We start from the raw sequence: 24,660 nt of genomic DNA on the forward strand, positions 1-24,660 counted from the left end.
ACATCAACGGCGACGGCAGGGCCGACTACCTGCAGGTCAACGACAACAGCTCGGTCAAGGCCTGGATCAACGGCGGCCCCAACCCCAAGGACCCGGCCGATGCCCGCAGCGAGTGGCTGTGGTGGCCGCAGGGAACCATCGCCAGCGGCGTCGGCGCAACAGGGGCTCAAGTCCGCTTCGCCGACATCAACGGCGACGGCAGGGCCGACTACCTGCAGGTCAACGACAACAGCTCGGTCAAGGCCTGGATCAACGGCGGCCCCAACCCCAAGGACCCGGCCGGAGCCAGCAGCGGATGGCTGTGGTGGCCGCAGGGAACCATCGCCAGCGGCGTCGGCGCAACAGGGGCTCAAGTCCGCTTCGCCCCGCTCTACGGGAGAGCATCCGCCGACTACGTCCTCATGGGCAGCATGGACGACGGCAGCGCCGTGCAGGTCTGGGAGAACCGTGGCCCCAAGCCCAATGAGCCCATCGGCAGTGACTGGTACTGGTACCCGGGCGGATACGTCGCCAGCGGCGTCGGCGTCGACGCAAGGCGTATCCAGTTCGCCGACCTCAACGACGACGGCCGGGCCGACTACCTCGATGTCGACCCCCAGAACGGCGCCACCCGAGCCTGGCTCAACATCGGCTGACGGCACCGCGAACACCGCAGCCACCCTGCGCCTCCCTACCCGGCAGCACTGATCCACCAGGGGCGGCCGGCAACCAGGCGCACGTCGTCCTCGCGGTCGCGTGCGGGTTGATGAAGGGTCGGGCGCTTGCGGGGTTGGTAAGAGTCGCCCTGACGGTGGCATGTGGAGGCAGGCACGGCCTCCGCCGATCACGGGATGTCGGGTCCCTGATCGGCACGACGGAAGACCGTGCCTGCCTGCTCACCCTCGCCCACAACGAACAACCCGCGTCTCAGCTTGATCTTTAACCAGCAGCTGTCGAACGGGGTTCGCACGCGTTCACTCGGCCGGTTAATCGCCGCATGTCAGAGCGGCCTTCGCCTGATCCTGTGTTCCGGATCAAGAAGCACGCTGAGCTGCACTGGATTTCATAGCGGCCCTGAGACGCCATCCGCTTCCGAACGTGATCGTTTAGTTCGGGTGGGTGGGCATGAGCTCCCGTTCGTGGCGGGAGAGATGGGCGTGGCTCGTCCGCTCGTCTGGCTCGTGGAGGTGACCGAAGTGCTGAGCGGGACCGTCGGCCTGGACACGGTCGAGCAGGTGATCGTCGAGAACCGGCACGCCGAGCTCTGGATCGACGACCGGGCCAGCGTCGATACCTACCTTCGGACGTGGCGGACGCTGGACGCGAGTCCACGACCAAGAAGTTCAACTGCCCCGCATCTACGCGGTCAGCCATTGTCTCGGCGGCTTCTGACACATCACGGTCCCGCGGCCGTGCACGGCGGCGGGACCGTGTGCGTCGCGGTCAGGCCAGGGAGTCGGCAATCGCCTCGAAGATGTCGGCGTCCGTCTCCCGATGCCACTCGGGCAGCTCCGGCCAGTCGGCGACGTACCCAGGCTTGGGGTCACCGAAGTGCTTGTACATCTGCCCGATCCAGCACGTCGCGACGAAGCGCCCACGCTGCTCGCGTGTGAGCCGGTAGGCATTGCCGGCGCTCTCCTCGATGAACTGCCGGACCTGCCTGTACACGGCGCCGGCCGCTTCCCGCTCCCAATCCGGCGTCTCTTCCCAAGGGGTGACGTAGCCCGGCTTGGGCTCACCGGGGAAGTGCTTCGTCACCCCGGAGACCCACGCTTCACGGAACAGTCGAGCACCATCGGCGGCCTGCCAATCCTTCCGTCAGGTCGCGCACACAACAGCGATCTCGGCGGTCGACTCCGCCACGTGCCGGTCCCGGCCCATCCCGGCAAGATCCGCGCGCAGCGTCTGGAGTCTACGGGCGACGTACCCCGAACCGGACGTCCGCGCCACCCGCAGCGCCTCCCTGCCGTAGTGCACGACCTGTTCGGCATGCCCCGCTTGGCACCGACCATCGCAAGATCGGCCAGCACGACACCCCGGCGACGGGACGGCACACCTCGTCGCAGAGCGGTCGAGTCGAGTGCGCTCTTCAGCGCGGCCTCGGCCAGGTCGAGCCGACCGAGCTGGACGTAGCGCGCCCCGCGCTCCTCGGCCAGCCACTAACCGTCCAACCGCAACCAGCCGGCGTTGTGCACAGGTCCCGGCAGGTGCGTCACCTTCTGCGCCTCGTCCATGGCGCGCTCGCAGGCGTCCAGGTTCCCGAGGTCGGCGTACGCCTCGCCTTGCACGGAAGCCACCCAGTACCGGGTCGACAGTCCGCCTCCCCGCGTGCGGCCACACGCCGGGCGACGTCCAGGGTCTCCGCTGCTTCCTGGTAGCGGCGCGTGTACATGTCGACATAGCGTGCCGAACCAGTGCGCAGGCCCACAGGTCCAAGTCGTGCGCCTGTGTGCTCGCGGATGCTGCCAGCGTGTACGCCGCCGCGGCGTCGAGGTACCGGTTCTCGTCGAACGCCAGCTCCCCGGCAAGCTGGAACAAGTCGCCGGCCGCTTTGCACAGGCCGTCCGTGTGCCGTACGGGACTTGATCGGAGGCTGTCGTTCAGCGCGGTGAGCTGGTCCTGCACGACTGCGGTCACGGAACGCTTGGCCCGTGCGAGTTGGTACACCTGCCACAGATGTCGGTTCATCAAGTGGAAGGCCGTGCCGGTGGAGAAGGCCACGGCCCCGGATGCGGGCGTGGGCTTCCCCGACGGCTTCGACACGGCGAGTGAACCGCCCCGCCCGATGTCCCGTCGCGACCGCCTGTTGCTGGAGCCGGCCGGTAGCGCCGCCACCGAAGGCAGGTTCACGGTGGCTCTGACTGGCGCGGTGATCGAGGAACTGCAAGCCGCGGTGGGGAGGCGCCCCGTCGGCACGCCCCGCACCTCGAACTGGCCGTCCGGATCCGCGCAACGTCCGTCCAGGCTCTGCATCGCGGTGACTTCCGGCAGCGGGTGCTCACGTTGTCCCGTTCGGCGGGCTCGATGACCGGACGGTTCTGGCATCTCTTCCCCGGCATGGAGTCGACCTACGCGCAGCTGCCCACCGTCGATGCGGAAGCGGAGCCGGCGCAGTTGTCCTTTCACGCGGGACGCGTGCCGGCCGACCTGCTCACCCGCGCACCGCAAGCGCTGCCCCGGATCGTCGGCGCCGGGAGTTCCGCCATCCCGACAGGCACGTCCTCTTCCCCCGCGACCTCGCCGTCAGCGTCCAGGACGGTCACGCACGGCTGGTGGAGATCGCCACGGGTGGGCGGCTGGAGCTGCTCGCGCCGACCGCGATCAACTTCCTGTGGAACAACTACGAGCCGCCGACGGCCCGTTTCCTCGGCGAGACCAGCCGGGCCTCCGCGCCGCAGGTGACGTGGTTCGACTGGGGCGCCGCCTGGGCTCTTCCCTTCACCCCGGCGCTCACCTACCGGCGCACCATTGGACGCCGCCGTCGCCCAGCTCCGCGCCGAGGGCCACGAGATCACGGACGAGGACGTCTCCCGGCTCTCGCCGCTCAAGGACCGGCACATCAACTTCCTGGGCCACTACCAGTTCAACATCATCGCCAGTGGGTCCGGCGGCGGACTGCGGCCGTTGCGTGACCCGGAGGCCCGGGACGACGAGGACGGCGAAGGAACAGGCGAGTGTTGTCGGGTGGGGGCGAGGCGGACGGCCGTGCTGTCGCTGGAGGGCCATGCCAAGACGGCGTGAAGATCGCCGATGGCGGCGTTAAGACGGCGCCAAGATTCTGGCGCCGCTTCGATGGGCGCGTTGGCTGCCGGTTGTGTCGATATCGTTCAAGCGGCTGATCGTGGGCCGCCCCTTGAGTAGTGACCGTCTGGGCGAGCAGATGCTGCCGAAGCGGGTCGCCCTGCCGGTCTTTGCCAGTGACCCGTTGTCGTCGGTGGCGTACGCGACGCAGGAGATCCTGCTGGTGCTGACGCTGGGCGGGCTGGCCTATCTGCACCTGGCGCCGTGGGTGGCGGCGGGTGTGGTGGTGCTGCTGGCAGTGGTGGTGCTGTCGTACCGGCAGGTGGTGCAGGCCTACCCCTCCGGCGGCGGCTCGTACGAGGTGGCCTCCCGCAACCTGGGCCCCTCCGCGGGGCTGGTGGTGGCGTCGGCGCTGATGGTGGACTACGTGATGACGGTGGCCGTGTCGGTGGCGGCGGGCGTGGACAACATCATTTCCGCGGTGCCGGCTCTGGGCCCGTACCGGGTGGTGGTGAACCTCGGGTTCGTGGCGCTGCTGACCGCGATGAATCTGCGAGGGGTCCGCGAGTCGGGGCGGCTGTTCGCGGTGCCGACCTATCTGTTCATTGCCGGCGTGCTGGCGATGGTGGTCATCGGGCTGTTGCAGGCGGCCTTCGGCCATGCGCCGGTGGCCGAGAGCGCAGGATGGCAGGTCCACGCCGAGCCTGGGAGCGCGGGGCTGACCGGGATGGCGTTGGTGCTGCTGGCGCTGCGGGCGTTCTCCTCCGGCTGCACCGCGCTGACCGGCGCGGAGGCGATCTCCAACGGGGTTCCGGCGTTTAGGCCGCCCAAGGCACGGAACGCGGCCACCACGATGGCGGTGATGGGCGGGCTGTCGATCACCATGTTCGCCGGGATCACGGCGCTGGCCCTGATCGCGGACGTGCGGTACGTGGAGGACGCCTGCCAGCTGGTCGGCTTCCCCGGCGACTGTGCGACCGGAAGCCAGCGCACGGTGATCGCGCAGATCGCGGCGGCGGTGTTCGGCGGCACGGACACGGTGATGTTCTTCTACATCCAGGCCGCGACCGCCTTGATCCTGATCCTGGCGGCCAACACCGCCTTCAACGGCTTCCCGCTGCTGGCAGCGATCCTGGCCGAGCACCGCTACCTGCCGCGGCAGCTGCACACCCGCGGGGACCGGCTGGCGTTCTCCAACGGCATCGTCATCCTGGCGGTGGTCGCCGCAACCCTGATCTACGCCTTCGAGGGGTCGGTGACCCGTCTGATCCAGCTCTACATCCTGGGCGTGTTCACCTCCTTCACCCTCTCCCAGGCCGGCATGGTCCGGCACTGGAACCGTGAACTGGCCGACCGGCCCGACCCTGCACAGCGTCGGCGGATCCACCGCTCGAGGACGATCAACGCGGTGGGCGCCTGCCTGACCGCGCTCGTGCTGGTCGTGGTCCTGGTCACCAAGTTCAGCCATGGCGCCTACCTGGTGGTGATCGCCATGCCGGTGCTCTTCGCGATGATGCGCGGCATCCGCCGCCACTACGACCGGGTCGCAAAGGAACTGCGCCCGCGGCCGGGCGGCATCGTGCTGCCCAGCCGCACCCACGCGGTGGTGCTGGTCTCCCAGCTGCACCAGCCCACCCTGCGCGCGCTGGGCTACGCCAAGGCCACCCGTCCGGACTCCCTCACCGCACTGACCGTCAAGATCAGCGACGAGGAGGTGGGCGCGCTACGCGCCGAGTGGGCGGAGCGGGAGATCTCGGTGCCGCTGACGGTGATGGCCTCGCCGTACCGCGACATCACCGGCTCGGTGCTGGAATACATCGCCCGCCTGCACCGCGAACACCCCGAGGACCTGATCGCCGTCTACATTCCCGAGTACGTGGTCGGCCACTGGTGGGAGCATCTGCTGCACAACCAGTCGGCGCTGCGGCTCAAGGCCCGGCTGTTGTTCCAGCGCGGGGTGATGGTCACCAGCGTGCCGTGGCAGCTGGACTCCAGCGACCGTGTGGCCGCGCAGGAGCCGTACTCCACATCAGGTGGCGCCGGGGCGAGGGTCGGATAGCGTTTTGATCATGAAGGGTTTGGACCTGGCGCACCGCCGTGGACAGCGCGGGAGCACGGGCCGTCGGCTGGCCGCCGTCGGCGCCGCTACGGCGGGCCTGGCAGTCCTGACCGTGGCCCTGGTGCCCGTGAGGGATTCGCTGTCGCTGGCGAGCATCGTGCTCATCTACCTCACGGCGGTGGTCATCGTGGCCGCCACCGGCGGCTTGCGCCTGGCGCTGGCCGCCGCGGTGGCCTCCGATGTGCTGGTCAACTTCTTCTTCGTCCCGCCCTTCCACACCCTGGGCGTGCAAAACCGGGATCTGGTCATCACCCTGGCCGTCTACGTGGTGGTCGCCACCACCGTCAGCGTCGCGGTCGACCTGGCCGCCCGTCAGCGCGCCGCCGCCGCCCGCAGCGGCATCGAGGCCGCCCTCCTGGCCCGCATCACCGAAGCGCCGCTGGAGGAGCGGCCGCTGAGCGCGGTACTGGAGCACGTCCGGGACACCTTCGGCATGGCCGGCGCCGCGCTGCTGGAACGCGACGCCGACGGCGAACGCCCGGTCGCCGTCGTCGGCGAGCCACCCTCAGCTGATCCGGCGCTGTCCGCGCCGGCCGGGGAGCACCTGCGGCTGGTGGCCGACGGCCCGGCCGTCTTCGCCGCCGACCAGCGCTTCCTCACCCTGCTGGCCACCGCCGCCGCCCGCGCGCTGCAGGCCGAGCGCCTGGCCGCCCAGGCCGCCCGCGCACGAGAGCTGACCGAGATCGACAAACTGCGCGCCGCGCTGCTGGCAGCCGTCGGCCACGACCTGCGCACCCCGCTCGCCGGCATCAAAGCGTGCGTGTCCAGTCTGCGCGAACCCGACCTGGAACTCACCGACGCCCAGCAAGCCGAACTCCTGGCGACCGTGGACGCCTCCGCCGACAAGATGAACGACCTGGTGGAGAACCTCCTCGCGCTCAGCCGCCTGCAAGCCGACGCCCTGAGCGTCCACCCCCGCGCGACCGCGCTGGACGAGATCACGGCCGCCGCCCTCCTGCACACCCCGTTCCCCCCGGGACGCGCCGTCGGCGTCGACGTTCCCGACGACCTGCCGCCCGCCTGGGCCGACCCCGGCCTGCTCGAACGCGTCATCGCCAACCTGGTCGCCAACGCGCTCGACGCCGGACCACCCGACCAGCCCGTCAACGTCCACGCCCGCCACGAAGGAAACATGATCCGCCTGCAGGTCATCGACCATGGACCGGGAATCCCCGCAGAGGAGCGGGAACGCGTCTTCGCCCCTTTCCAGCGCCTGGACGACCACACCACCCATCACGGACTCGGCCTGGGCCTGGCCATCGCCCGCGGCTTCACCGAAGCCATGCACGGCACCCTCACCCCCACCGACACCCCCGGCGGCGGCCTGACCATGACCCTCACCCTCCCCACAGCACCATGACCCGCATCCTCATCGTCGACGACGACCCCCACCTGCTGCGCGCCCTGACCATCGCCCTGACCGCCCGCGGTTACCAGACCAACGCCGCTCCCGACGCCACCACCGCGTTGCAGGCCGCAGCCACCGCCGCTCCCGACCTCGCCGTCATCGACCTCGGTCTGCCCGACCTCGACGGCATCAACATCGTGGAAAGCCTCCGCGGCTGGTCCACCGCCCCGATCATCGTCCTGTCCGCCCGTCACGACGAGACCGCCAAGATCAACGCGCTGGACGCCGGCGCCGACGACTACGTCACCAAGCCCTTCGGCATGGGCGAACTCCTCGCCCGCATCCGCGCCGCCCTACGCCGCGCCACCCCCGCCGACGAACAGCCCGTGATCACCACAGTCGCCTTCACCATCGACCTGGCCGCCAAGCGCGTCACCACCGCAGCCGGCGAAACCCGGCTCACCCCCACCGAATGGCACCTGCTGGAAATTCTCGTCCGTAACCCCGGACGCCTGGTCACCCAACGCCAACTCCTCCACGAGGTCTGGGGACCGCGGTACGAGAACGAGACGAACTACCTGCGCGTGCACCTCGCCAACCTCCGCCGCAAACTCGAACCCGAACCCTCCCAGCCCCGCTACCTCATCACCGAACCCGGCATCGGCTACCGCTTCACCCCCGACACCCCGCCTGACGCCACGTAGACACCCTGGATATCTTGGTACGGCACTCGACCTGACGGGCGAGCGGTGGCTATTTCGTACCGGACCCTGGGCGCATCGTTAGGCCAGGTCAGGGATCGGACGAAGCGGCGTCAGGCGGCAAGAGCCGTTCATCTAGAGTGCTCTGCATGGACATGCGGAGAATCGTCGCGGTGCTGGCCGAGGAAGCCGAGCAGCAGATCCAATACCAGGTGTGGGAACTGGCTCCAAGTGACCGCGCTCTTGCTCTTGAGACCGAGGCCAGCCTGCGCGACGCTGTCGGGCCGGCAGACGTCCAGGATGCATTGCCGGAGATCACCCGGCTCGAACACCTGCGGGAAACGCTCGCCGTCCTGGCCATCTCCCTCGCTCGCACTCACGGCCACTTGGCCTGGTTCCTCTCCGGTGCTATCAACGCGCTCGAACCGGTCCTGCGCTGGCGTGCCCTGCCTGCTACTCGTGGCGGCACCTTCGGCACTGTTCTCCCGAGTCCTGAGGAGTACACGGAGGCGGAGGATGCCGTCCGCCATCTCCAGGACGTTCTTGCACAGATCAGCCGAATCAAGCACTAGCCCCAGCAGCCCGCCCTCACCGGCGACCGGACCCAGCCGACGCTGCAAAGCACCAGCCGAATCCTGCAGACCTCCGGTATCTCCCCGCAGGGCTCCTTGTCGATCACTATCGAATCCGCCGACAGGGCTGGGGAACGCAGCAAAGGCCTCCTGCCTCAGGCGACCAGCTCATAGATGCTCACGGCCGTCAGCCACAGGCCGGCGAGGAGGGAAAGCGTGACAATCAGCTGCTCCTGGTGCTCGCCCAGCCAGTTCCGCAGGGCGTTCAGCCGGGCTCCCGCGGCCACCGGTGCCCAGACCGCGTACAGCTCCATGATGATGAGACTGAGCGTGGCCAGCAGACAGTAGCCGGTCAGCGCGAGCCAGTCGCCGGCGGTGGAGAGATTCGCCTCAAGGACGGTCGCAGCACCGGCGCCGACCAGCCCCCAGGGCTGCAGTAGCCAGGCCAGACCGGCGGCCGCGCCCGGAGAGGCGTTGTCGATCAGGGCGGCCCAGCGCGGTGGGCCGTGCGGGCGGGGCGGCCGGTGCCGCCGGTGCGCACCGTACAGCATCAGCGCCAGACCGATGACGAGTTTTGCGGCGATCGCGGCGGTCGAGGGCGCGCTCTGGCGGGCCGGGGGCTGACCGCCGGTCAGCAGCACCACGACGGCAATCACGGCGATCAGGTTGGCCAACCACGACAACAGGAACGCCAGACCCTGACGGACGCCGCGCCGCGAGGAGAGCAGCAGGATGAACGCGCTGTTGTGCAAGGGCCCAAGAGTGATGGCCGTACCGATCACCACCAGGTCGAGGACCATCGGACCAGGCACTCCTGGGTGTCAGAGCCGTCCGCACTCGTGAATCAGGGACCGGCCGGCAGAGGGAGGCAGCGCTGCCGCGGTGCCGCATCCCGACTGTGCAGGTGGCGGCCGGGCGGGTCAAGCAGGCCACGCCCATCGGCTGGGGTGAATACCTTGCTCCCCGAACCGGCCCCCGTCCCGCCGCCGAACCGCCCCGCACCCACAGGGCTTGCCTCCGCCCCGGCGGACCAGGTCGCCGGACCGGCGCGCAGCATGTCTACAGGGCCGCCGCTGTGCTCACCGGCAGAAACCGACGGGCCGATGGCAGGGCCTGCACCGCGCAAGCGCGGCGTCGGCAGGGCCTCGACGGCCTCACACCACAGATCCAGGTCGGACGCAGCGCTGAGCTCGTCGGAGCGGGCGCGTGCCCGGCGGGAGGCGCGGGCCCAGACCTCGGAGTCGCGTAAGGAGTTCAGGGCGTCGATCCACACGGTGGGATCGTCGCGGTAGGCGAAGATGCCTGCCTGGCCCAGGGCTTCGACGAGGCCGGGGGTGGGGCGATCACCGGGATCCCGGAGGCGAACGCCTCCACCGCCACCCGGCCCCGCGATTCGTACAGGCTCGGCATGAGGACCTCCCGCGCGCGGCTGTAGACGTGCTCACGCACGAGGTGGCCGGGGACCGAATCGACCACCTCGCAGTTCGGCAGCCTGGGTGGCGGCATCACCTGCTTCCCGTAGGCCCCGCGCACCCCCCGGAACCGCCACTGCGGGCTCCAGGCGGCGATCTGCCAGAACAGCTCCCCGCCCTTGTCGGCGTTCAGATTGACCAGCGTCGCGCACCCACCGGGCTGGGTGTGGTACTCCTCGGCGATCAGCGGGCGGGCGCGCCACGATGCCCGCCGCCTGCCCAGCCCAAGCACCGAAAGTCTCCCAACCTGGTCTCGGACGACCGCCGGGGCCGAGAGAACGCCAGGCCGAGACCCCGCTAGGGCGTGCACACACCACGCAAAGCCCAGCCGCCGCAACGACGAGCGATGAGGTCAACGATCCCACGGCCCCGCCGCACGGATAAAAGATCAAGTTCAGAGGACGGGCCGGAAGGCGTGGAGTACGTCATGGCCCGGCTGGATGACGCCGTAACTGTTCTCCGGTACTTCGTTCCAGGCGCCGGGGAGGTCGCCCAGCGGTTCGGACACGACGAGGCGTGTCCCGTCGGAGATGTCCCGCAGGTACGCGGCGTCCGGGTGGAGTGCGCGTAGGGTCTCCACATCGGTGCTGAAGTACAACGACCGCGACCGGCCTTCGCTTGAGTAGCGGAAGGCCCATACGCGCTCGCCGTCGACGACCGCGACGGTCATCTGGAGCGGGTGCTGGACGTCGTGCGCTTGCCCCGTCGTCTCGATCAGGCCTGCCATGCGCGCCACGGCACCGGGCGGATCCTCCGTGAGGCCGAAGGTGAGAGCGAGGAAGAACATGAGCTCGGAGTCAGTGGAACCCTCGATGTCGGGGTAAAGCACCGGATCGACGGCCAGGGCGAGGTCACGTCGCAGGAGGCGGAAGCCGTTGATCATCCCGTTGTGCATCCACATCCAGCGGCCGCTGCGGAAAGGGTGGCAGTTCGACTGTTGAACGGCTGTCCCGGTCGCCGCCCTGATGTGTGCGAAGAACAGGCCTGAGCGGACGTGATGGGCGACCTCCCGCAGATTGCGGTTGTTCCACGCCGGTCCCACATCCCGCACGACAGCCGGACTACTGGCCGCCTCGTGGGCGTACCAGCCGATACCGAAGCCGTCACCGTTGGTCGTCTCCACCCCCAGGCGGGAGTGCAGGCTCTGGTCGATCAAAGAGTGCGCCGGCTCGAACAGGACCCGGCTCAAAAGGACAGGGGTACCCGAGTAGGCGATCCAGCGGCACATCTTGGATCTTCCCTTCATGGGATCGACAGGGGGCCTTGTCGGTGGCGCGGGCAGCGGATCAGTGCAGACGCCCCCGATGCAGCAGACCGGAGCCCTGTCGTGCAGGCATTCACCAGTGTCGCCGGTATGAGCCCTTGGAGCACGCCGGGCATGTCCCAGACTCTCGCGGGCACTGTCGGCCCCGACCCTCGAAACCGACGCTGACCTCTGCCTGATGCGCCCGCCGCACCGGCCGGGCCCGCACCCTGTGCCGCATGAGCTGAAGGATCGCGAGAGCCGACTGACACCGACGCCGTGGTGGTCATGAAGCCGATCGTTTCGAAGGGCATAAGGCGGCAATTCGGCACATAAAGACCCGAAAGAACAGATAGAGGTCTGTAATGTCAACAGGGACACTGCTGGCGATCATCATTCCCATTGCGGTGGTGGTTGTCGCGGCAGCCGTAGTGGGCTCGCTGATCATGCGTCGCCGGAGGCTGCGCAAGCGCTTCGGCCCGGAGTATGAACGCACGATCCAGAACGCCGACAGCCGTCAGGCCGGAGAGCGTGAGCTGCGGGCTCGCGAGAAGCGGCATGATTCGCTCGACATCAGGCCGCTGGATGGCTCAGCCAAGGATCGGTACACCAGGGACTGGACCGGTGTGCAGGAAGAATTCCTGGACCGGCCCGAGGAGGCCGTGCACCACGCCGACCAGCTGGTGACCTCCTTGATGCACGACCGCGGCTACCCGACCCAGGATTTCGAGCAGCGGCTCAAAGATCTCTCGGTCCAGCACAGCCGTACGCTCGAGCACTACCGGGCCGCCCACGATGTCGACGTGCTCAGCACCCGGCACCAGGCAACCACCGAACAGTTGCGGGGCGCCATGGTGCACTACCGGGCACTCTTCGACGAACTGCTCGCCGACGGCGGCGGACCCCGCCGCACCACCCCGGCCTGATCCTCGGACGGCACCGTCGCCGTGAGGCATCTCAGAAGTCCCGGAAGCGGAGGAACAATGCACAGCGACCACGAACGCGAGACCGCCGCTCCGAGCGGCCTGTCCACCGCGGACCTCGCCCGGCCTCGCGACACGGGCACACCGGACGGTCCCTCGAACACGCCGCCCGAAGGCGTTCCCATGTACCCCGGCGAGAGCACGCCCACCCCGGGCCAGAACGCCGGCGACGACACCGCGGCAGACCCAGGTGCAGGCGACGAGATGGTGAAGGCGGAGCACGACCCGCCATCACAAGACCCGGACCGAGACCAAGAGGCCGAGGACCAGGCACCGCAACTACTCACCTCGGAAGACGCAGAAAGCTTCCGCACACGCTGGACCCAGGCACAGAACAAATTCATCGATGACCCCCGCGACGCCGTGCAAGCCGCCGACGCTCTCGTCGCCGACGTGATGCAAACGCTTGCGGCCACGTTCGCCGATCACAAACAGGCACTGGAAGGCCAGTGGAACCGCGGCGAACAAGCGAACACCGAGGACCTGCGCCAAGCGCTGCGCCACTACCGGTCGTTCTTCAACCGCCTGCTGACCACCTGACGGCGGAAGCCTCGCCGCAGTACCTGACCTGGAGCGATCTCTACCCTCTGTGGAGCACTGCCAGCCCTGCGGCATCGCGTGAGCGGAACGTTCAATGCGACTTGGGCCCGGCGGATACGCGGTGTCAGGCGGTCGGAGCCTGGTCGAGGGTGGAGTTTCAGCCGATGATCCCGCCCGGTCGACCAGCTGCATCGTACGCCGCACGGACTCGCTCGGTGATCAGCCCGTACAGCCACAGGACCCTTGAGGCTTCGCGACATCAGGTGGCCGCGGAGCGGGCCTGCTCCGCCATCCCGGGGATCTCTCGCCCGGCCGCTGCTGCTCGCCGTGCAGGGCGTCGAGCACCACCAGGCATCCGGTCAGGGCTGGCACCGCCCGCTGCGCCACCGGCGCACCGGGAGGGCCGAGTCGACCCGCAGCGGCACGGGATTTCAGTCCAGGAGCGCTCCGGGGGCCACGTGGAAGCGGGAAGCGTCCGGGAGGGGGCGGCGGTCGTGGGAATTCAGCATGTCCCTGCGCTCGAACCATTCGGTCAGCCGGGTACGGGCCTGCTCGTCGCGTTTCCGGAAGCGGTCGTCCGCACGGTCCGTCTCCGCGGGGGCGATCTCGCGGAGCAGGACGCGGATCGGCGCCGTGTCCTCCTCCGACAGACGCAGGGCCAGGACGGAGAAGGCCGTGCCCGGGGGGAACACCACTTCCGGTTCGTCGTCCGCCCCGAGGAAGACGGAGGTGCGGCGGCCTGTGGTGGACCAGATCCCGAACTCGACCGCGCCCTCCAGCTCCGCGTCGCAGGCAGGGACGGCCGCCACCGCCGCGGGCTCGACGAGGACCGTTCCGGGCACGTACCGGTCCAGCGGCACCCGCTCCGCCGGAGCCGCGAGCATGACCGCCCCGTAGTGCCCCGGCAGGCGGCGCAGACCTGATTCCAGGCAGCGCAGCAGCGGGGTGAAGGGGCCCGGCGCGGCGGACCGCGCGGCCTCGGCCAGCCCCGCACGGGACCCCAGGTCGGGGGCGTCGGCCTGGTACAGCGCGATGGCGACCATGTCCGGCTTCAGGCCGTCCTGCCCGACGGAGCGCAGCGACGGCAGCCGTGAGGCCAGCAACTCGGCCTTGCTGGCCAGGATGTGGTACTTCTCGCCCAGCAGTTCCCGGAGAGCCGCCCGGTCGTCCGGGCCGCTGCGGCCGTCCGGTGCGGGTGGGGTGACGGGAGCCTCTCCCGGCGGGGGCTCCGGCTCCTCCGACACCTGGGCCGACGCCGGAGCAGGAGCCGGGGCCGGGGCCGCGTGGGTCGCTTCGCTCGCGGCGGGGGGCGGAACCGGTCCGGTACGGGGTTCGGCGGCGGGCTCGGGTGTCGGCGCCGGGCGGGGTTTCGTGCAGCCCAGCCAGCGCAGGTCGAGTTCCCGCGCCCAGGAACGCGGCTGGTCCCCGTCGGACGCGTGGCCGTGGAACAGCAGTCCGTACGGCTCCGTCGTGCCCGGGTCGGGCAGTGCGGCGATTACGCCGGTCAGTGCGGGCCGGACCTCGGGGCCGAGGGATCGTTCCCCGTCGCCCACGATCAGGACCGGGCCGGCCCGGTCGGGGCGCACCGTACGGGGGCGGGCGTCCGTCGCCCGGTCCGCCGGGCGCAGCCAGAGTCCGGCCGCGACGGGTTCGAGGACCCAGCCTTCCAGGCCCGGGCACTCGTACAGTGCCGGGGCCGTGGCCGCCGCGCCGGTCGGCCGCAGCCACGCGCACGGCACGACGCGGTGGTGTGCGGGCGAGGCGGCGAGCTCCAGCAGGAGGGGCTGCCAGGTGGGCGCGCCCCGTTCGTCGAGGAAGGTGGTGGCGTGGTCGTCGGCCGTCCGTACGGGGAGGCCGATCGCGGCCCGCACCGTACGGTCGAGGTGGTCGGCGAGCGCCACCGCCATGGCGACGAGGTCGGACGGGTCGGCCCATGGCGCAGCGAGCACGAGGTGTCGCGCGTCGGCCGCGTCCGCCGGTACCCGTTCGAGGAGTTCGGCGGCGGGTGGCGCGGGGCGGGCCGGTGATCCGACGCCGAGGAGGAAGGTGTCCGGGCGGACGCCGATCAGTGCTTCGACCGCCTCGGGCGGTCCTCCCAGCCAGACTCCGCCCGGGACGGTGCGGCGGGCCTGTGCCGGCTCCTCCCAGGGTTCCTCCCGGGGCGACTGGGTCGGCTCCTCCCGCGGCTCCTGGGCGGGCTCCTCCAACGGCGCCTTCCCCGGTTCCTCTCCGAGCTCCCCTGTCGGCGTCGCTCCGATTCCGTGCGCGCCGTCCCGCGACTCCGCAACGACGGGGACGGGCGGCGCCGGCGGCGGGAGCGGCGCCTGTGTCTCCCGCTCCTCCTCTCGCTGCTCCTCTTCTTCTCGCTGCTCAGACTCCTCCCGCAGCTCAGGCTCCTCCCGCTGCTGAGGTTCCTCCCGCGCCTGCGGTTCCCTCTGCGGCCGTGGTTCCTCCGGGGGCCAGTCCGGGCCCAGTTCGTACGGCTCCGCCCCCGGTTCCGCCCGCCACCATGTGCCCGGTTGTGCGAGTCGTAGCGTGCCGTCCGGTTCGACGCTGACCACGTCGTCCGGGGCGACCACCGTGAAGTCCGCCACCGCGGCGACCGCCTGCACCGGGCGGCTGCCGCCGGGTCCCCGCGCGGCGAGGCCCGAGGCGGCGAGAACCAGACGGGTCGCGCCGCGCTCTCCGGCGAGGGCCACCAGGTCGGGCAGGGCGCGACGCAGGACCGGTGCGGCGTCCGGCGCCGCGGCCAGTACCAGGAGCGCGCCGGGCAACGGGGGCAGCGCGCTCAGGACGGGCGTCAGGGCGGCGGCCGTCTCCTCGGAGGCGATCGCCAGGTGCGGGCCGACGGGGTGCATGCCCGATCCGGGGGCGGCGGCGGTCATCCGGGGTGTCCGTTCTGCGGGGTCCGGCCGTCGGGGCCGAGCAGCGGGGTCTGGAGCTGCACCGTGCGGCGGCGCGTGATGTGCAGCGCGCGTCCGGTGGGCAGCACCTTCGGCTTCGTCGCGCCGAAGAGGTAGCCCTCGGTGGGCGGGCAGGACAGCAGGACGGCAGGAGTGTTGACGTCCTGGAGCTTGCGCAGGAGCGGGTCGGACAGGCCGCGGCCGGCGCCGTTGGCGGACCGGGCGACGATGATGTGGAGGCCGATCTCCGCGCCCTGGGCGAGGTTGTCCAGGACGGCCGCGAAGGGGTGGGCCGACATCGAACCGCCCACCAGATCGTAGTCGTCGACGAGCACGAAGAGTTCCGGGCCGCTCCACCAGTCGCGCAGCCGCAGCCGGTCCGGGGTGATGTCGGCGGCCGGGACGCGGTTGGCGATCGCCTTGCCCGCGCCGGTGATCATCTGGCGGAGCGGGTCCGCGGAGACCGCGTAGCCGAGGCGGTACTCCTCGGGCACGGTCTCGTACATCTCGCGGCGGAAGTCGACGAGCATCAGGCGGCCCTGGTCGGGGGTGTAGGCGCGCATGATCTGGGTGGCGATGTGCTTGAGCAGGTTGGTCTTGCCGGTCTCGCTGTCACCGACGACGATCAGGTGCGGATCCTGGGAGAAGTCGTGCCACAGCGGCTGGACGTCGTTCTCCTCGAGACCGAGCGGGATCCGCAGGGAGCCGTGGGGCTCGGGGAGATCGGCGGCGTCGAGGAGGAGCGGAAGCATCCGGACCTCGGGGGCGCGCGGGCCGCTCCAGTGGTCGGCGACGACGTCGACCAGGTCGGCGACGCCCTCGCCGAGGTCGTGGACGGAGCCGACGCCGTCCATGCGGGGCAGTGCGCACAGGAAGTGCATCTGGTCGGCGGTCAGTCCGCGGCCGGGGATCTTGGGGACCTTGGCCGCCGCCCGCATGTTGACGACCGAGTCCACGGCGTCGCCCAGGCGCAGTTCGAAGCGGGTCTGGAGCTGGTCGCGCAGGGCGCCGGTGATCTCACCCCAGCGGGTGGTGCCGACGAGCAGGTGGACGCCGTAGTTGAGACCGCGCTGGGAGATGAGGGTGAGGGGCTGGACCAGGTCCATGAACTCCTGGCGCAGGGTGTTCCAGCCGTCGATGACGAGGAACACGTCTCCGTGCGGGTCGTCGGGGAGTTCGCCGGCCGCCTTCCTGCGGCGGAAGGCGGCGACGGAGTCGACGCCGAGTTCGGCGAAGTACTTCTCGCGGCGGGTGATGACCGCGTTGACCTCGGCGACGGTCCGGACGACCCGGTCGGGGTCGTGCCGGCCGGTGACCCCGCCGACGTGCGGCAGGCCGCGCAGGCTCGACAGTGCGCCGCCGCCGAAGTCCAGGCAGTAGAACTGCACTTCGGCCGGGGTGTGGGTGAGGGAGAGCGCCGTCATCAGGGTGCGGATGAGGGTGGACTTGCCGGACTGCGGGGCCCCGGCGATGCCGATGTGGCCGTCGGCGCCCCCCAGGTCGGCCACCAGCAGGTCGCGGAGCTGCTGGAAGGGCCTGTCGACGACGCCGACGGGGACCTTGAGCGTGCCGCGTGCCTCGCCCCCGGCGGTGAAGCCGTGCTCGGGGTCGGGTCCGATCGGGGGCAGCAGTTCGTCCAGGGTCGGCGGCACGTCGAGGGGCGGCAGCCACACCTGGTACGCGGGGGGACCGGCGTCGGCCAGGCGTGCGGCGGCGACGGCGAGGAGCGTCCCGGTCTCCTCGGCCGCCGTCTCCTCCTCCGGCTCGGGGGTTGCGGGCAGCACGTGCGGGGCCACGTACTCGGTGCCGAGAGCGACGACCTGGCCCTCGATGACCGAACGGCGGGCGGCCGGGCGGCGCCTCGGCCGGTAGGTGCCGGAGACGTAGGCGGCCTTGAAGCGGGTGAGGGTGGAGATGTCGCTGCGCAGGTAGCCGTTGCCGGGCTGGGAGGGGAGCTGGTAGGCGTCGGGGACGCCCAGCACGCCCCGTGACTCCATGGCGGAGAAGGTGCGCAGGCCGATCCGGTACGACAGGTGGGACTCCAGCTGGTGCACGCGTCCTTCGTCGAGGCGCTGGGAGGCGAGCAGCAGGTGGACGCCGAGGGAGCGGCCGAGTCGGCCGATCATGACGAAGAGGTCCATGAAGTCGCGGTGGGCCGAGAGCAGTTCGGAGAACTCGTCGACGACGACGAAGAGGCTGGGCAGCGGGTCCAGCGGAGTGCCGGCGGCTCGGGCGGTCTCGTACTCCAGGAGGGAGGCGTAGTTCCCGGCGGCGCGGAGCAGTTCCTGGCGGCGGATCATCTCGCCGTGCAGGGCGTCGCGCATACGGTCCACCAGGTCGGCCTCGTCGGCGAGGTTGGTGATGACGGCGGAGGTGTGGGGCAGGCCGTCCAGGCCGAGGAAGGTGGCGCCGCCCTTGAAGTCGACGAGGACGAAGTTGAGGATCTCCGAGGAGTGGGTCAGGGCCAGGGCGAGGACGAGGGTGCGCAGCAGTTCGGACTTGCCGGAGCCGGTGGCGCCGATCAGCATGCCGTGCGGGCCCATGCCGCCCTGGGCGGATTCCTTGATGTCGAGGTCGATGGGGGTGCCGTCGGGGCCGAGGCCGAGGGGGACCCGGAGCTTGTTGGACTGGTTGCGCCGTGCCCACTGCTCCTTGGCGTCGAAGCGGTGCAGGTCGGGAATGCCGAGCAGGCCCGCCAGATCGAAGTCGGTCTCCAGGGGTTCACCCGCGTCGAAGCTGTCCCCGAGCCGGTACGGGGCCATGGCGGCGGCCAGCCGGGTGGCGGCGACGGCGGTCAGGCCGTCGGGGACGCCGAGCGCGGTGATCTCGTCCTTGCGGTTGCGGTCGGCGCCGACCATCTCCAGAGCGCCGGGGCCGTCGGGGGTGCCGGTGATCCGCAGCCGGAGGGTGAGCCGGCTGTGCTTCCACTCCAGGGTGGAGCCGACGTCGACGACGGTGGCGTTGCGGTAGCCGCCGAGCGCGGCGCGGTGGGGGGCGGTGAAGACGGCCCCGTCGAGTATGACGACGGTGTACGGCTCGTCACGGCTCGGGGTGGCGTCGGGCTCGTAGGACGGCCGGGCGGCGAACTCCTCGCCGAGCAGTTGCTCCAGTTCGCCGATGGTTCCGGCGACGAGCCGCAGCGGCCCGGCGCCGTCGGTCTCCTGGGGGTGCAGGGCGTGCGGGAGCCACTTGGTCCACTCCCAGTGGGCGCGCCGGTCGGGCGCTGCGACGACCGCGACGCGCAGTTCGTCGGGGGCGTGGAAGGTGGCCAGCTGGGCGAGGATCGAGCGGACCAGGGCGCGGGAGCGGTCGTCCCCGGTGTCGGTCCCGTTCTCGCCCGCGGGCAGGCTGCCGTCGGTGGAGGAAGAGGAGGAGGAGGAGCGGGGGTCGGCGTCCGGGTGGGCGTCGGTGCGGATCAGGACGTGGGCGAAGCCGCGCAGATGGATGGCGACGGGCTGGTCGGCGACGGAGCCGTACGCGTGGATGAAGCGGCGCAGCGCATGGGCGCTGAGCGGTTCGAGGTCGTCGACGGGTTTGGTGGCGAGCGGGGCGAGGCGCACGGCGAGCCGCTGGGCGCCCAGCGCGATCCGTACGTCGCTGAAGTCGGGGTGGGAGGAGCGCCGTTCCCACAGGCGCGAGGTCCGCACCAGGAACGGCAGTTCGGCCGGGTCGGGATGGCGCCAGGCCAGGGCCTCCTGCTGACGGTGGATCTCCTTGCGCACCTGCTTGCGCATCTGTGCCAGGTAGCGCAGGTAGTCGCGGCGCTCGCCGGTCAGTTCCTGCTTGCGGTCGGCGTTGCCGCGCATGATCTGGGTGACGACCATGCCGATCGCGGACACGGCCATGGTGCCCATGGCGATGTACGTCATCAGGCCGCCGTTGGGGCGCAGGAAGATGAAGACCATGGAGAGCGAGGACAGCGCCATCGGCACCATCGTGATGATGCTGCCCAGGCCACTCTGCTTCTCGGGCAGGCCGGGGGGTTCCTGGAGCTGGATCTCGCCGTCCGGCATCTCGGGACCCGGCCGCCGCGGCGGGCGGTTGACTTGCACCACGGTCAACGAACAACGCTCCTCACACCCGGCTCACGCCTGGCGGTCGACTTTGTGCGGTTTCCTCGTCAGTCGGGAACGGACGGGAGGTGCCGGACGGTTCAACCCGTCCGTACGGCGCCGTCGGGTGAACCCCGGCGGCGGGCGGACGCGTTGACCACTGCGGCAGGGAAGAAGCGGAGGAGGTGCGCGCATCGGTGCGCCCACGCCCGCCGGGGGCGGTTTCGGGGGGAGAGCGGTGTACGAGGGCGAGGACGAAGAGGCGTACGAGGTGCGGGCACTGCTCCGTGGGTGGCTGCCGGGCGTCGGCCCGCAGGACGTCGATCCGCTCGGCGGTGCCGTGAGCGGGCTGGACGTGCCGCAGGCCACCGCGTACGAGGTGACGGGGGCGATCCTCCGGCTGCTGGGGTCGGCTCACCCGGCCGGCGCGCCGAACCCCAGGGCGCGGCTGATTGCGCGTGTGTTCGTGGTCGACGAGCATCCGTCGGCGGCCGGCTGGAGCGAGGGCGAGCGGCGGTCGGTGGCCTGGCTGGCCGCCGTGCTCGTCGCGTGGTACGGCGACGAGGGCGTCACGGCGCTCGTGCGGGAGCTGCGGGGCGAGCCGCGCCCCCGCCGCTGAACCCGCGGCCGGGGCGCTTGCGTTCCTCTGTCCGCCGAGGACGCTTCGGCCTCGGCGGACAGAGGGAAGGACACGCGGACAGTGAGCGGTAGCGCGGCGGCGGGGCTGTGCCGGTTGAGGTTCCACGGGCCGCACAAGGTGGTCGAGCTCTCCGTACCGGCCGACGTCCCCCTGGCGGACCTGTTGCCGACCATCGTCGGCTACTCCGGGGACGACCTGGACGAGAAGGCCGTGGAGGCGGGCGGATGGGTGCTCCAGCGGCTCGGCGAGGAGCCGCTGGACGAGGAGCGGGCCGTGGAGGCGCTGGGGCTGCGCGACGGCGAGAGCCTCTACCTGCGGTTGCGTCGCGAGGCGCTGCCGGAGGTGCACTTCGACGACATCGTCGACGGCGTCGCGTCCGGGCTGGAGCGGCGAGGTGACGGCTGGCACCCCGCTCTCACCCACCACGTGGCGCTCGGCGTCGCACTGCTCGCACTGGCGGGCGGTTTCGCCCTCCTGGCCCTCTCCGGCGGACTCGGCTCACTGAGGGTGGTCGCGGCGTCCGCCATCGGGGTCCTGCTGCTCCTCGGCGCGGGCAGCGCGGCGCGGGCGGTGGGCGACGCGGGGGCCGGTACGGCGCTCGGCGCCGCGGCGGTGCCCTATCTGGCGCTGGCCGGGGCACTGCTGCCGGCCGGGGGGAGCGATCTGACGGCCGCCCGGATGCTCGCGGGCGGTTCGGCGGCGGCGGGCGCGTCGGTCCTGGCGCTGGCGTCCGTGGCATGTTCGGCGCCCCTGTTCCTCGGACTGCTCGTCGCCTCGGTCACCGCGTCGGCGGCGGGGTCGCTCGTCCTCGCGGGGCTCTCGGCCTCCCAGACGGCGGGGGCGCTGGCCGTGCTCGTGGTGGCGTTCGGGGCGTTCCTTCCCGGCTTCGCCTTCCGGCTCTCGGGGCTGAGGCTCCCCGCGCTGCCGCGCCGGGCCGAGGAACTGCAGGAGGACATCGAGCCGTACCCGGCGCAGGACGTCGTGGACCGCAGCGCCGTGGCCGACGGCTACCTGACCGCCTTCCACGTGGTCACCGGCGCCCTGTGCGCCGCCGGCCTCACACTGATGGCGCCCGCGCCCGGCTGGGCCTCGCCGACGCTGACGGCCGTGCTGTCGCTGCTGCTGGTCCTGCACGTCCGGGAGGTCGGCTCCCGGTGGCAGCGCCTCGCCCTGATCCTGCCGGGCGTGTACGGGCTCGTCCTGCTCGCGACCGGCTGGGCGCTCTCTCTCACCCCGACGGGCCGGCTGGGTCTGCTGACGGGCCTGGTGGCGGCCGCCGCGGCGCTCGCGGTCTTCTCGTGGACCGTGCCGGGCCGGCGGCTGCTGCCGTACTGGGGGCGGGCCGCCGACCTGCTGCACAGTGCGCTGGCGCTCAGCCTGATCCCGCTGGCGCTGACCGAGGCCGGGGTGTTCGCGTGGGTGCGCGGGCTCACCGGCTGAGCGGCACACCGACAGACATCCCCCGTCCCCGACGTCCCTTTCCCCCTCAGGAGTTCACATGCAGTCCAGACGCGACCAGGTGCAGGCCCACCTGTTCGTGATGAGCAGGCTCGGGGCCGGGATGCTGCGGGGCGAGCCCGACGCGCTGGACCTCGCGACGCGGCGGACCACCCGGGGGGTGCGCACCGGGCTGTTCATCGCCGTGATCATCGCGCTGGTCATGGGCCTGTACGGGGCGATCAAGCCGGGCGGCGCGAAGGGCTGGGCCAAGCCGGGAACCCTGGTGGTGGTCAAGGAGACCGGCGCCCGCTACCTGTTCGTCGGCGGGGAGCTGCGGCCGGTGCTCAACCAGGCCAGTGCCCGCCTGGTGGCCGGGGAGAAGATGACCGTCACCCAGGTCGGCCTGAAGTCGCTCGGGGCGGTGCCACGCGGCGGGCCGGTGGGGATCGTGGGCGCGCCGGACGGGCTCCCGCCCGCGTCCGCGCTGGACCGGGACGACTGGCTGGCGTGCGGTCTGGCGCAGGCCACGGCGTCGGGGCGGGCGCGGCCGCTGGTCTCGGTGGCCGTCGGCGCGGCGGCCGCGGGCCGGGCGCTGGGTCCGGGGCAGGGGGTCCTGGTGACCGCCTCGGACGGCACCGACCACGTGCTGTGGCAGGGGAGGCGGTTCCGGCTGGACGCAGGCGCGGGGCAGGCGCTCGGCTATGGCACGGCCACCCCGTTCCCGGTGGCGTCGTCCTACCTCAACTCCCTGCCCGCGGGCCCCGATCTGGCGCTGCCGGAGATCGCCGGGCGGGGCGCGGCCGGTCCCGCGCTGGCCGGGCGGCAGACCCGGATCGGGCAGCTCTTCACGGGTCCGGGCGGCGAACCGTACGTCCTGACCCAGAAGGGCCTGGCGCCGGTCGACCGCACCCGTTTCGCGCTGCTGCGCGGCGACCCGCGCACCCAGCGGAAGGCGTACGCGGGGGCGCCGGCGGTCGCCGTGCCGGTGGGCGCCGCCGATCTGGCCGCCCACCCGGCACCGGCCGGGACCCTGCCGGAGGACAAGGGCCTTCCGGCGACCCCGCCGGAGCTGGTGGAACCGGATGCCGGGCACGGCGTGTGCACCGCCGTGCGGCCCGCGGCGGACGGCGGCCCCGGCACCCTGGTGACCGTGGCGGACGCGGCCGCGGTCGCCGGCCGGCCGGTGACGCCGCAGCCCGGCGTGACGGCCGCGTGCGGCGTGGCGGACCTGGTCTCCGTGCGGCCCGGGGGCGGCGCGCTGGTGCGGGCGCTGTCCGGGTCGGGCGCGGCAGGAACGACGTACCTGGTCGCGGACAACGGCGTGAAATACCCGCTGCCGACGCAGGAGTCCGTGAAAGCCCTCGGCTACGCGGGCGCGACAGCGGTGGGCCTGCCCGCGACGCTGCTGACCATGCTGCCCTCGGGACCGGCCCTGGACCCGGCGGCGCTGGCGGCGGCGGGAGTGGTCGACGCGACCGCGGGCGTGCCGGCTCCGGTCTGCCCCCCGGCTGAGCCGTAGGACACGAAAGGCGCGGCTGCGGTGCCGGGTGGCGGTGAACCCCCCGCCGTGAACGGCCCGTTCCCCCTGCCGGGAACCAACCGACCGTACGACCCGAGGAGATCAGGTGTCCGAGACCCCCACCGACATGCTCAAGGTTTCACGCGAAGTACTCAACTCGGCGATGGCCGAACTGGAGGGGCACCTCGCCGCGATGGAGCAGGCCTACACCGAGTCCGAGGACGTCGCGCGGCAGGTCTCGCAGAGCATGCGGTCCACCGCCGGCACCAAGTTCGTCGCGAAGATCGAGAACTGGCAGCGCGGCTACCGGACGGTGATGGCCGAGTACAAGGACCTCCTGGACGCCGTCGGCATCACCAGCCGGGTCATGGCGGACACCGCCGGTGAGGCGGACGCCAACATGGACCTGTGGAGCGGCGACGTCTACGACGTCCTCAGCAAGTGACGCCCGGGCGGCGTCACGCCCGCCCCCCTTCCCCACCCTTCTTCTCCCTCCCTAAGGAGTCCGCATGAGTGAAATGGACATGGAAATCCAGCATGGCGCGCTCAAGGACGCCAATGCCCACATGAAGCAGATCGCCGGCAAGATGGACACGGCCCTGGACGCCATCATGCACCGCCTCCTGGCCGTCAAGTCCGGGTTCACCGGTGAGGCGGCCAAGGAGTTCACGGAGTTCCAGCAAGTCGTGAACAACCTGGACGCCAACCTGTCGCAGCAGTTCGACAAGGGCGCGGACCTGCTGGCGGACGCGCACCACATCATCCAGAACGGCGACCGCCGAAGCGCGTACCACTTCCAGCGCTGACCCCGGACCCGGAACCCGGCCCGCCGCCCTCCCGGCGCGCCGGGTTCCGTTGTTCCCGGGCCGCTCTGAACCCCGGGGCACGGGGCCCGCGTTCTCCGTGCCGGACGGCCCGCACGACGTACGACGTACGACCGAGACTTCGGCAGGAGAGCACTGATGGGAACCCCGAACGACGACAAGGTCACGTCGATCACGGACGACGTGCTGCGCGACTACGCGTGGAAGTTCGACACGCTGCTCAAGGACTTCCAGGACCCGTCCGTGATGGCGCTGCTCTCCTGGGAGAAGGGCGTCGGCAACAGCAAGCTCCTGCCCGGGAACGTCAAGGAGCTGCCGAGCGCCCTGTCCGTGCAGGAGGGGTTCGCGTCGCTGTGCAAGGAGCTGAACAGCGCTCTGGAGGCGTTCCGAAGGATCGCCAAGTCGACCAACCTCGACCTGATGTTCGTCAAGCAGACCTTCGAGAACTCCGACGACGACTCCGTCGACGTCACCGAGATGTGGGAGATCCTCAACGACATCCAGCGCAACGCGGGCTCGGGCACCGGCACCGGCCCGACCGGCAAGTAGCACAGGCGCCGACGCCTCCGGAAGGGATTCCCGAG

22 protein-coding genes and 3 pseudogenes are annotated in these 24,660 nt (G+C 71.2%); 17 read left to right on the plus strand and 8 right to left on the minus strand.

Translation table 11 applies throughout. The features are described 5' to 3' along the window. Together ACFYR0_RS31415 and ACFYR0_RS31420 are read left to right on the plus strand one after the other, a co-directional pair. The coding region (locus ACFYR0_RS31415) for an FG-GAP repeat domain-containing protein (protein ID WP_389335616.1) at positions 1–635 on the plus strand (635 nt) is incomplete at its 5' end. A 543-nt stretch (positions 636–1,178) separates the two neighbouring features. Continuing rightward, positions 1,179–1,307, plus strand: a pseudogene (locus tag ACFYR0_RS31420) (transcriptional regulator); the annotation flags it as partial. 115 nt (positions 1,308–1,422) lie between these two features. On the opposite strand, the gene ACFYR0_RS31425 reads toward ACFYR0_RS31420, so the two are convergent. The 3 genes from ACFYR0_RS31425 to ACFYR0_RS31435 form a co-directional block, all read right to left on the minus strand. Then, entirely contained in the window at positions 1,423–1,737 is a 315-nt protein-coding gene (locus tag ACFYR0_RS31425) for a hypothetical protein (RefSeq protein ID WP_389335619.1), read from the minus strand. 60 nt (positions 1,738–1,797) lie between these two features. Further along, positions 1,798–1,956 carry a hypothetical protein gene (locus ACFYR0_RS31430; RefSeq protein WP_389335622.1) on the minus strand — a complete coding sequence of 53 codons (159 nt, stop codon included), beginning with the start codon at positions 1,954–1,956 and terminating at the stop codon, positions 1,798–1,800. Between the two features lie 182 nt (positions 1,957–2,138). Next, complete coding sequence (locus ACFYR0_RS31435) at positions 2,139–2,276, minus strand: hypothetical protein (RefSeq protein ID WP_389335624.1); 138 nt, start codon at positions 2,274–2,276, stop codon at positions 2,139–2,141. Between the two features lie 311 nt (positions 2,277–2,587). Between ACFYR0_RS31435 and ACFYR0_RS31440 the strand changes: the two genes are divergently transcribed. From ACFYR0_RS31440 to ACFYR0_RS31470, 7 genes and pseudogenes are all read left to right on the plus strand, one after another. After that, on the plus strand, positions 2,588–3,007 hold the full coding sequence (locus ACFYR0_RS31440) for a lantibiotic dehydratase (RefSeq protein ID WP_389335836.1): 420 nt from the start codon (positions 2,588–2,590) through the stop codon (positions 3,005–3,007). After that, a pseudogene (locus ACFYR0_RS31445) lies at positions 2,923–3,389 on the plus strand (lantibiotic dehydratase); the annotation flags it as partial. The gene ACFYR0_RS31440 and the pseudogene ACFYR0_RS31445, both read left to right, overlap by 85 nt. A 58-nt stretch (positions 3,390–3,447) precedes the next feature. Further along, positions 3,448–3,651 (plus strand): annotated as a pseudogene (locus tag ACFYR0_RS31450) (Tn3 family transposase); the annotation flags it as partial. Between the two features lie 142 nt (positions 3,652–3,793). Further along, complete coding sequence (locus tag ACFYR0_RS31455; RefSeq protein ID WP_389335627.1) at positions 3,794–5,779, plus strand: APC family permease; 1,986 nt, start codon at positions 3,794–3,796, stop codon at positions 5,777–5,779. 10 nt (positions 5,780–5,789) lie between these two features. Continuing rightward, positions 5,790–7,199, plus strand: coding sequence for an ATP-binding protein (locus tag ACFYR0_RS31460; protein ID WP_389335630.1), 1,410 nt, complete (start codon positions 5,790–5,792; stop codon positions 7,197–7,199). After that, on the plus strand, positions 7,196–7,891 hold the full coding sequence (locus ACFYR0_RS31465) for a response regulator (RefSeq protein WP_389335633.1): 696 nt from the start codon (positions 7,196–7,198) through the stop codon (positions 7,889–7,891). The genes ACFYR0_RS31460 and ACFYR0_RS31465 overlap by 4 nt, the downstream gene beginning before the upstream one ends. A 146-nt stretch (positions 7,892–8,037) precedes the next feature. Then, entirely contained in the window at positions 8,038–8,460 is a 423-nt protein-coding gene (locus tag ACFYR0_RS31470) for a hypothetical protein (RefSeq protein WP_389335636.1), read from the plus strand. A 155-nt stretch (positions 8,461–8,615) separates the two neighbouring features. On the opposite strand, the gene ACFYR0_RS31475 is transcribed toward ACFYR0_RS31470, so the two are convergent. From ACFYR0_RS31475 to ACFYR0_RS31485, 3 genes are all read right to left on the minus strand, one after another. After that, the gene (locus ACFYR0_RS31475; protein WP_389335639.1) at positions 8,616–9,260 is read right to left on the minus strand and encodes a GAP family protein; all 645 of its coding nucleotides are present in this window, start codon (positions 9,258–9,260) and stop codon (positions 8,616–8,618) included. A 454-nt stretch (positions 9,261–9,714) separates the two neighbouring features. After that, on the minus strand, positions 9,715–10,164 hold the full coding sequence (locus ACFYR0_RS31480; protein ID WP_389335642.1) for a hypothetical protein: 450 nt from the start codon (positions 10,162–10,164) through the stop codon (positions 9,715–9,717). Between the two features lie 162 nt (positions 10,165–10,326). Then, a complete protein-coding gene (locus tag ACFYR0_RS31485) occupies positions 10,327–11,160 on the minus strand; it encodes a class II glutamine amidotransferase (RefSeq protein ID WP_389335839.1) in 834 nt (277 codons plus the stop codon). A gap of 380 nt (positions 11,161–11,540) precedes the next feature. On the opposite strand from ACFYR0_RS31485, the gene ACFYR0_RS31490 reads away from it, so the two are divergent. Together ACFYR0_RS31490 and ACFYR0_RS31495 are read left to right on the plus strand one after the other, a co-directional pair. Beyond that, on the plus strand, positions 11,541–12,101 hold the full coding sequence (locus ACFYR0_RS31490) for a hypothetical protein (RefSeq protein WP_389335645.1): 561 nt from the start codon (positions 11,541–11,543) through the stop codon (positions 12,099–12,101). Between the two features lie 57 nt (positions 12,102–12,158). Next, positions 12,159–12,698 carry a hypothetical protein gene (locus ACFYR0_RS31495; protein ID WP_389335648.1) on the plus strand — a complete coding sequence of 180 codons (540 nt, stop codon included), beginning with the start codon at positions 12,159–12,161 and terminating at the stop codon, positions 12,696–12,698. Positions 12,699–13,129: 431 nt separating this feature from the next. Here the strand turns inward: ACFYR0_RS31495 and ACFYR0_RS31500 are convergent, their stop codons facing one another. Together ACFYR0_RS31500 and eccCa are read right to left on the minus strand one after the other, a co-directional pair. Continuing rightward, positions 13,130–15,583 (minus strand): hypothetical protein, encoded by a 2,454-nt coding sequence (locus ACFYR0_RS31500; RefSeq protein ID WP_389335651.1) that lies wholly within the window; start codon positions 15,581–15,583, stop codon positions 13,130–13,132. Further along, complete coding sequence (gene eccCa, locus ACFYR0_RS31505; RefSeq protein WP_389335842.1) at positions 15,580–19,614, minus strand: type VII secretion protein EccCa; 4,035 nt, start codon at positions 19,612–19,614, stop codon at positions 15,580–15,582. The genes ACFYR0_RS31500 and eccCa overlap by 4 nt, the downstream gene beginning before the upstream one ends. 277 nt (positions 19,615–19,891) lie before the next feature. On the opposite strand from eccCa, the gene ACFYR0_RS31510 reads away from it, so the two are divergent. From ACFYR0_RS31510 to ACFYR0_RS31535, 6 genes are all read left to right on the plus strand, one after another. Next, positions 19,892–20,272: a hypothetical protein gene (locus ACFYR0_RS31510; protein WP_389335654.1), complete on the plus strand. Its 381-nt coding sequence runs from the start codon at positions 19,892–19,894 to the stop codon at positions 20,270–20,272. An 81-nt stretch (positions 20,273–20,353) separates the two neighbouring features. Next, on the plus strand, positions 20,354–21,733 hold the full coding sequence (gene eccD / locus ACFYR0_RS31515) for a type VII secretion integral membrane protein EccD (protein ID WP_389335657.1): 1,380 nt from the start codon (positions 20,354–20,356) through the stop codon (positions 21,731–21,733). Between the two features lie 58 nt (positions 21,734–21,791). Next, positions 21,792–23,252, plus strand: coding sequence for a type VII secretion protein EccB (gene eccB / locus ACFYR0_RS31520; RefSeq protein WP_389335660.1), 1,461 nt, complete (start codon positions 21,792–21,794; stop codon positions 23,250–23,252). Between the two features lie 106 nt (positions 23,253–23,358). Beyond that, positions 23,359–23,697 (plus strand): hypothetical protein, encoded by a 339-nt coding sequence (locus ACFYR0_RS31525; RefSeq protein ID WP_389335663.1) that lies wholly within the window; start codon positions 23,359–23,361, stop codon positions 23,695–23,697. A gap of 64 nt (positions 23,698–23,761) precedes the next feature. Then, positions 23,762–24,058 carry a WXG100 family type VII secretion target gene (locus ACFYR0_RS31530; RefSeq protein WP_389335666.1) on the plus strand — a complete coding sequence of 99 codons (297 nt, stop codon included), beginning with the start codon at positions 23,762–23,764 and terminating at the stop codon, positions 24,056–24,058. Between the two features lie 156 nt (positions 24,059–24,214). Continuing rightward, complete coding sequence (locus ACFYR0_RS31535) at positions 24,215–24,625, plus strand: hypothetical protein (protein WP_389335669.1); 411 nt, start codon at positions 24,215–24,217, stop codon at positions 24,623–24,625. Positions 24,626–24,660: the final 35 nt, after the last annotated feature.

It is taken from the genome of Streptomyces sp. NPDC005017 (genome assembly GCF_042873115.1).
Lineage (GTDB): Bacteria > Actinomycetota > Actinomycetes > Streptomycetales > Streptomycetaceae > Streptomyces.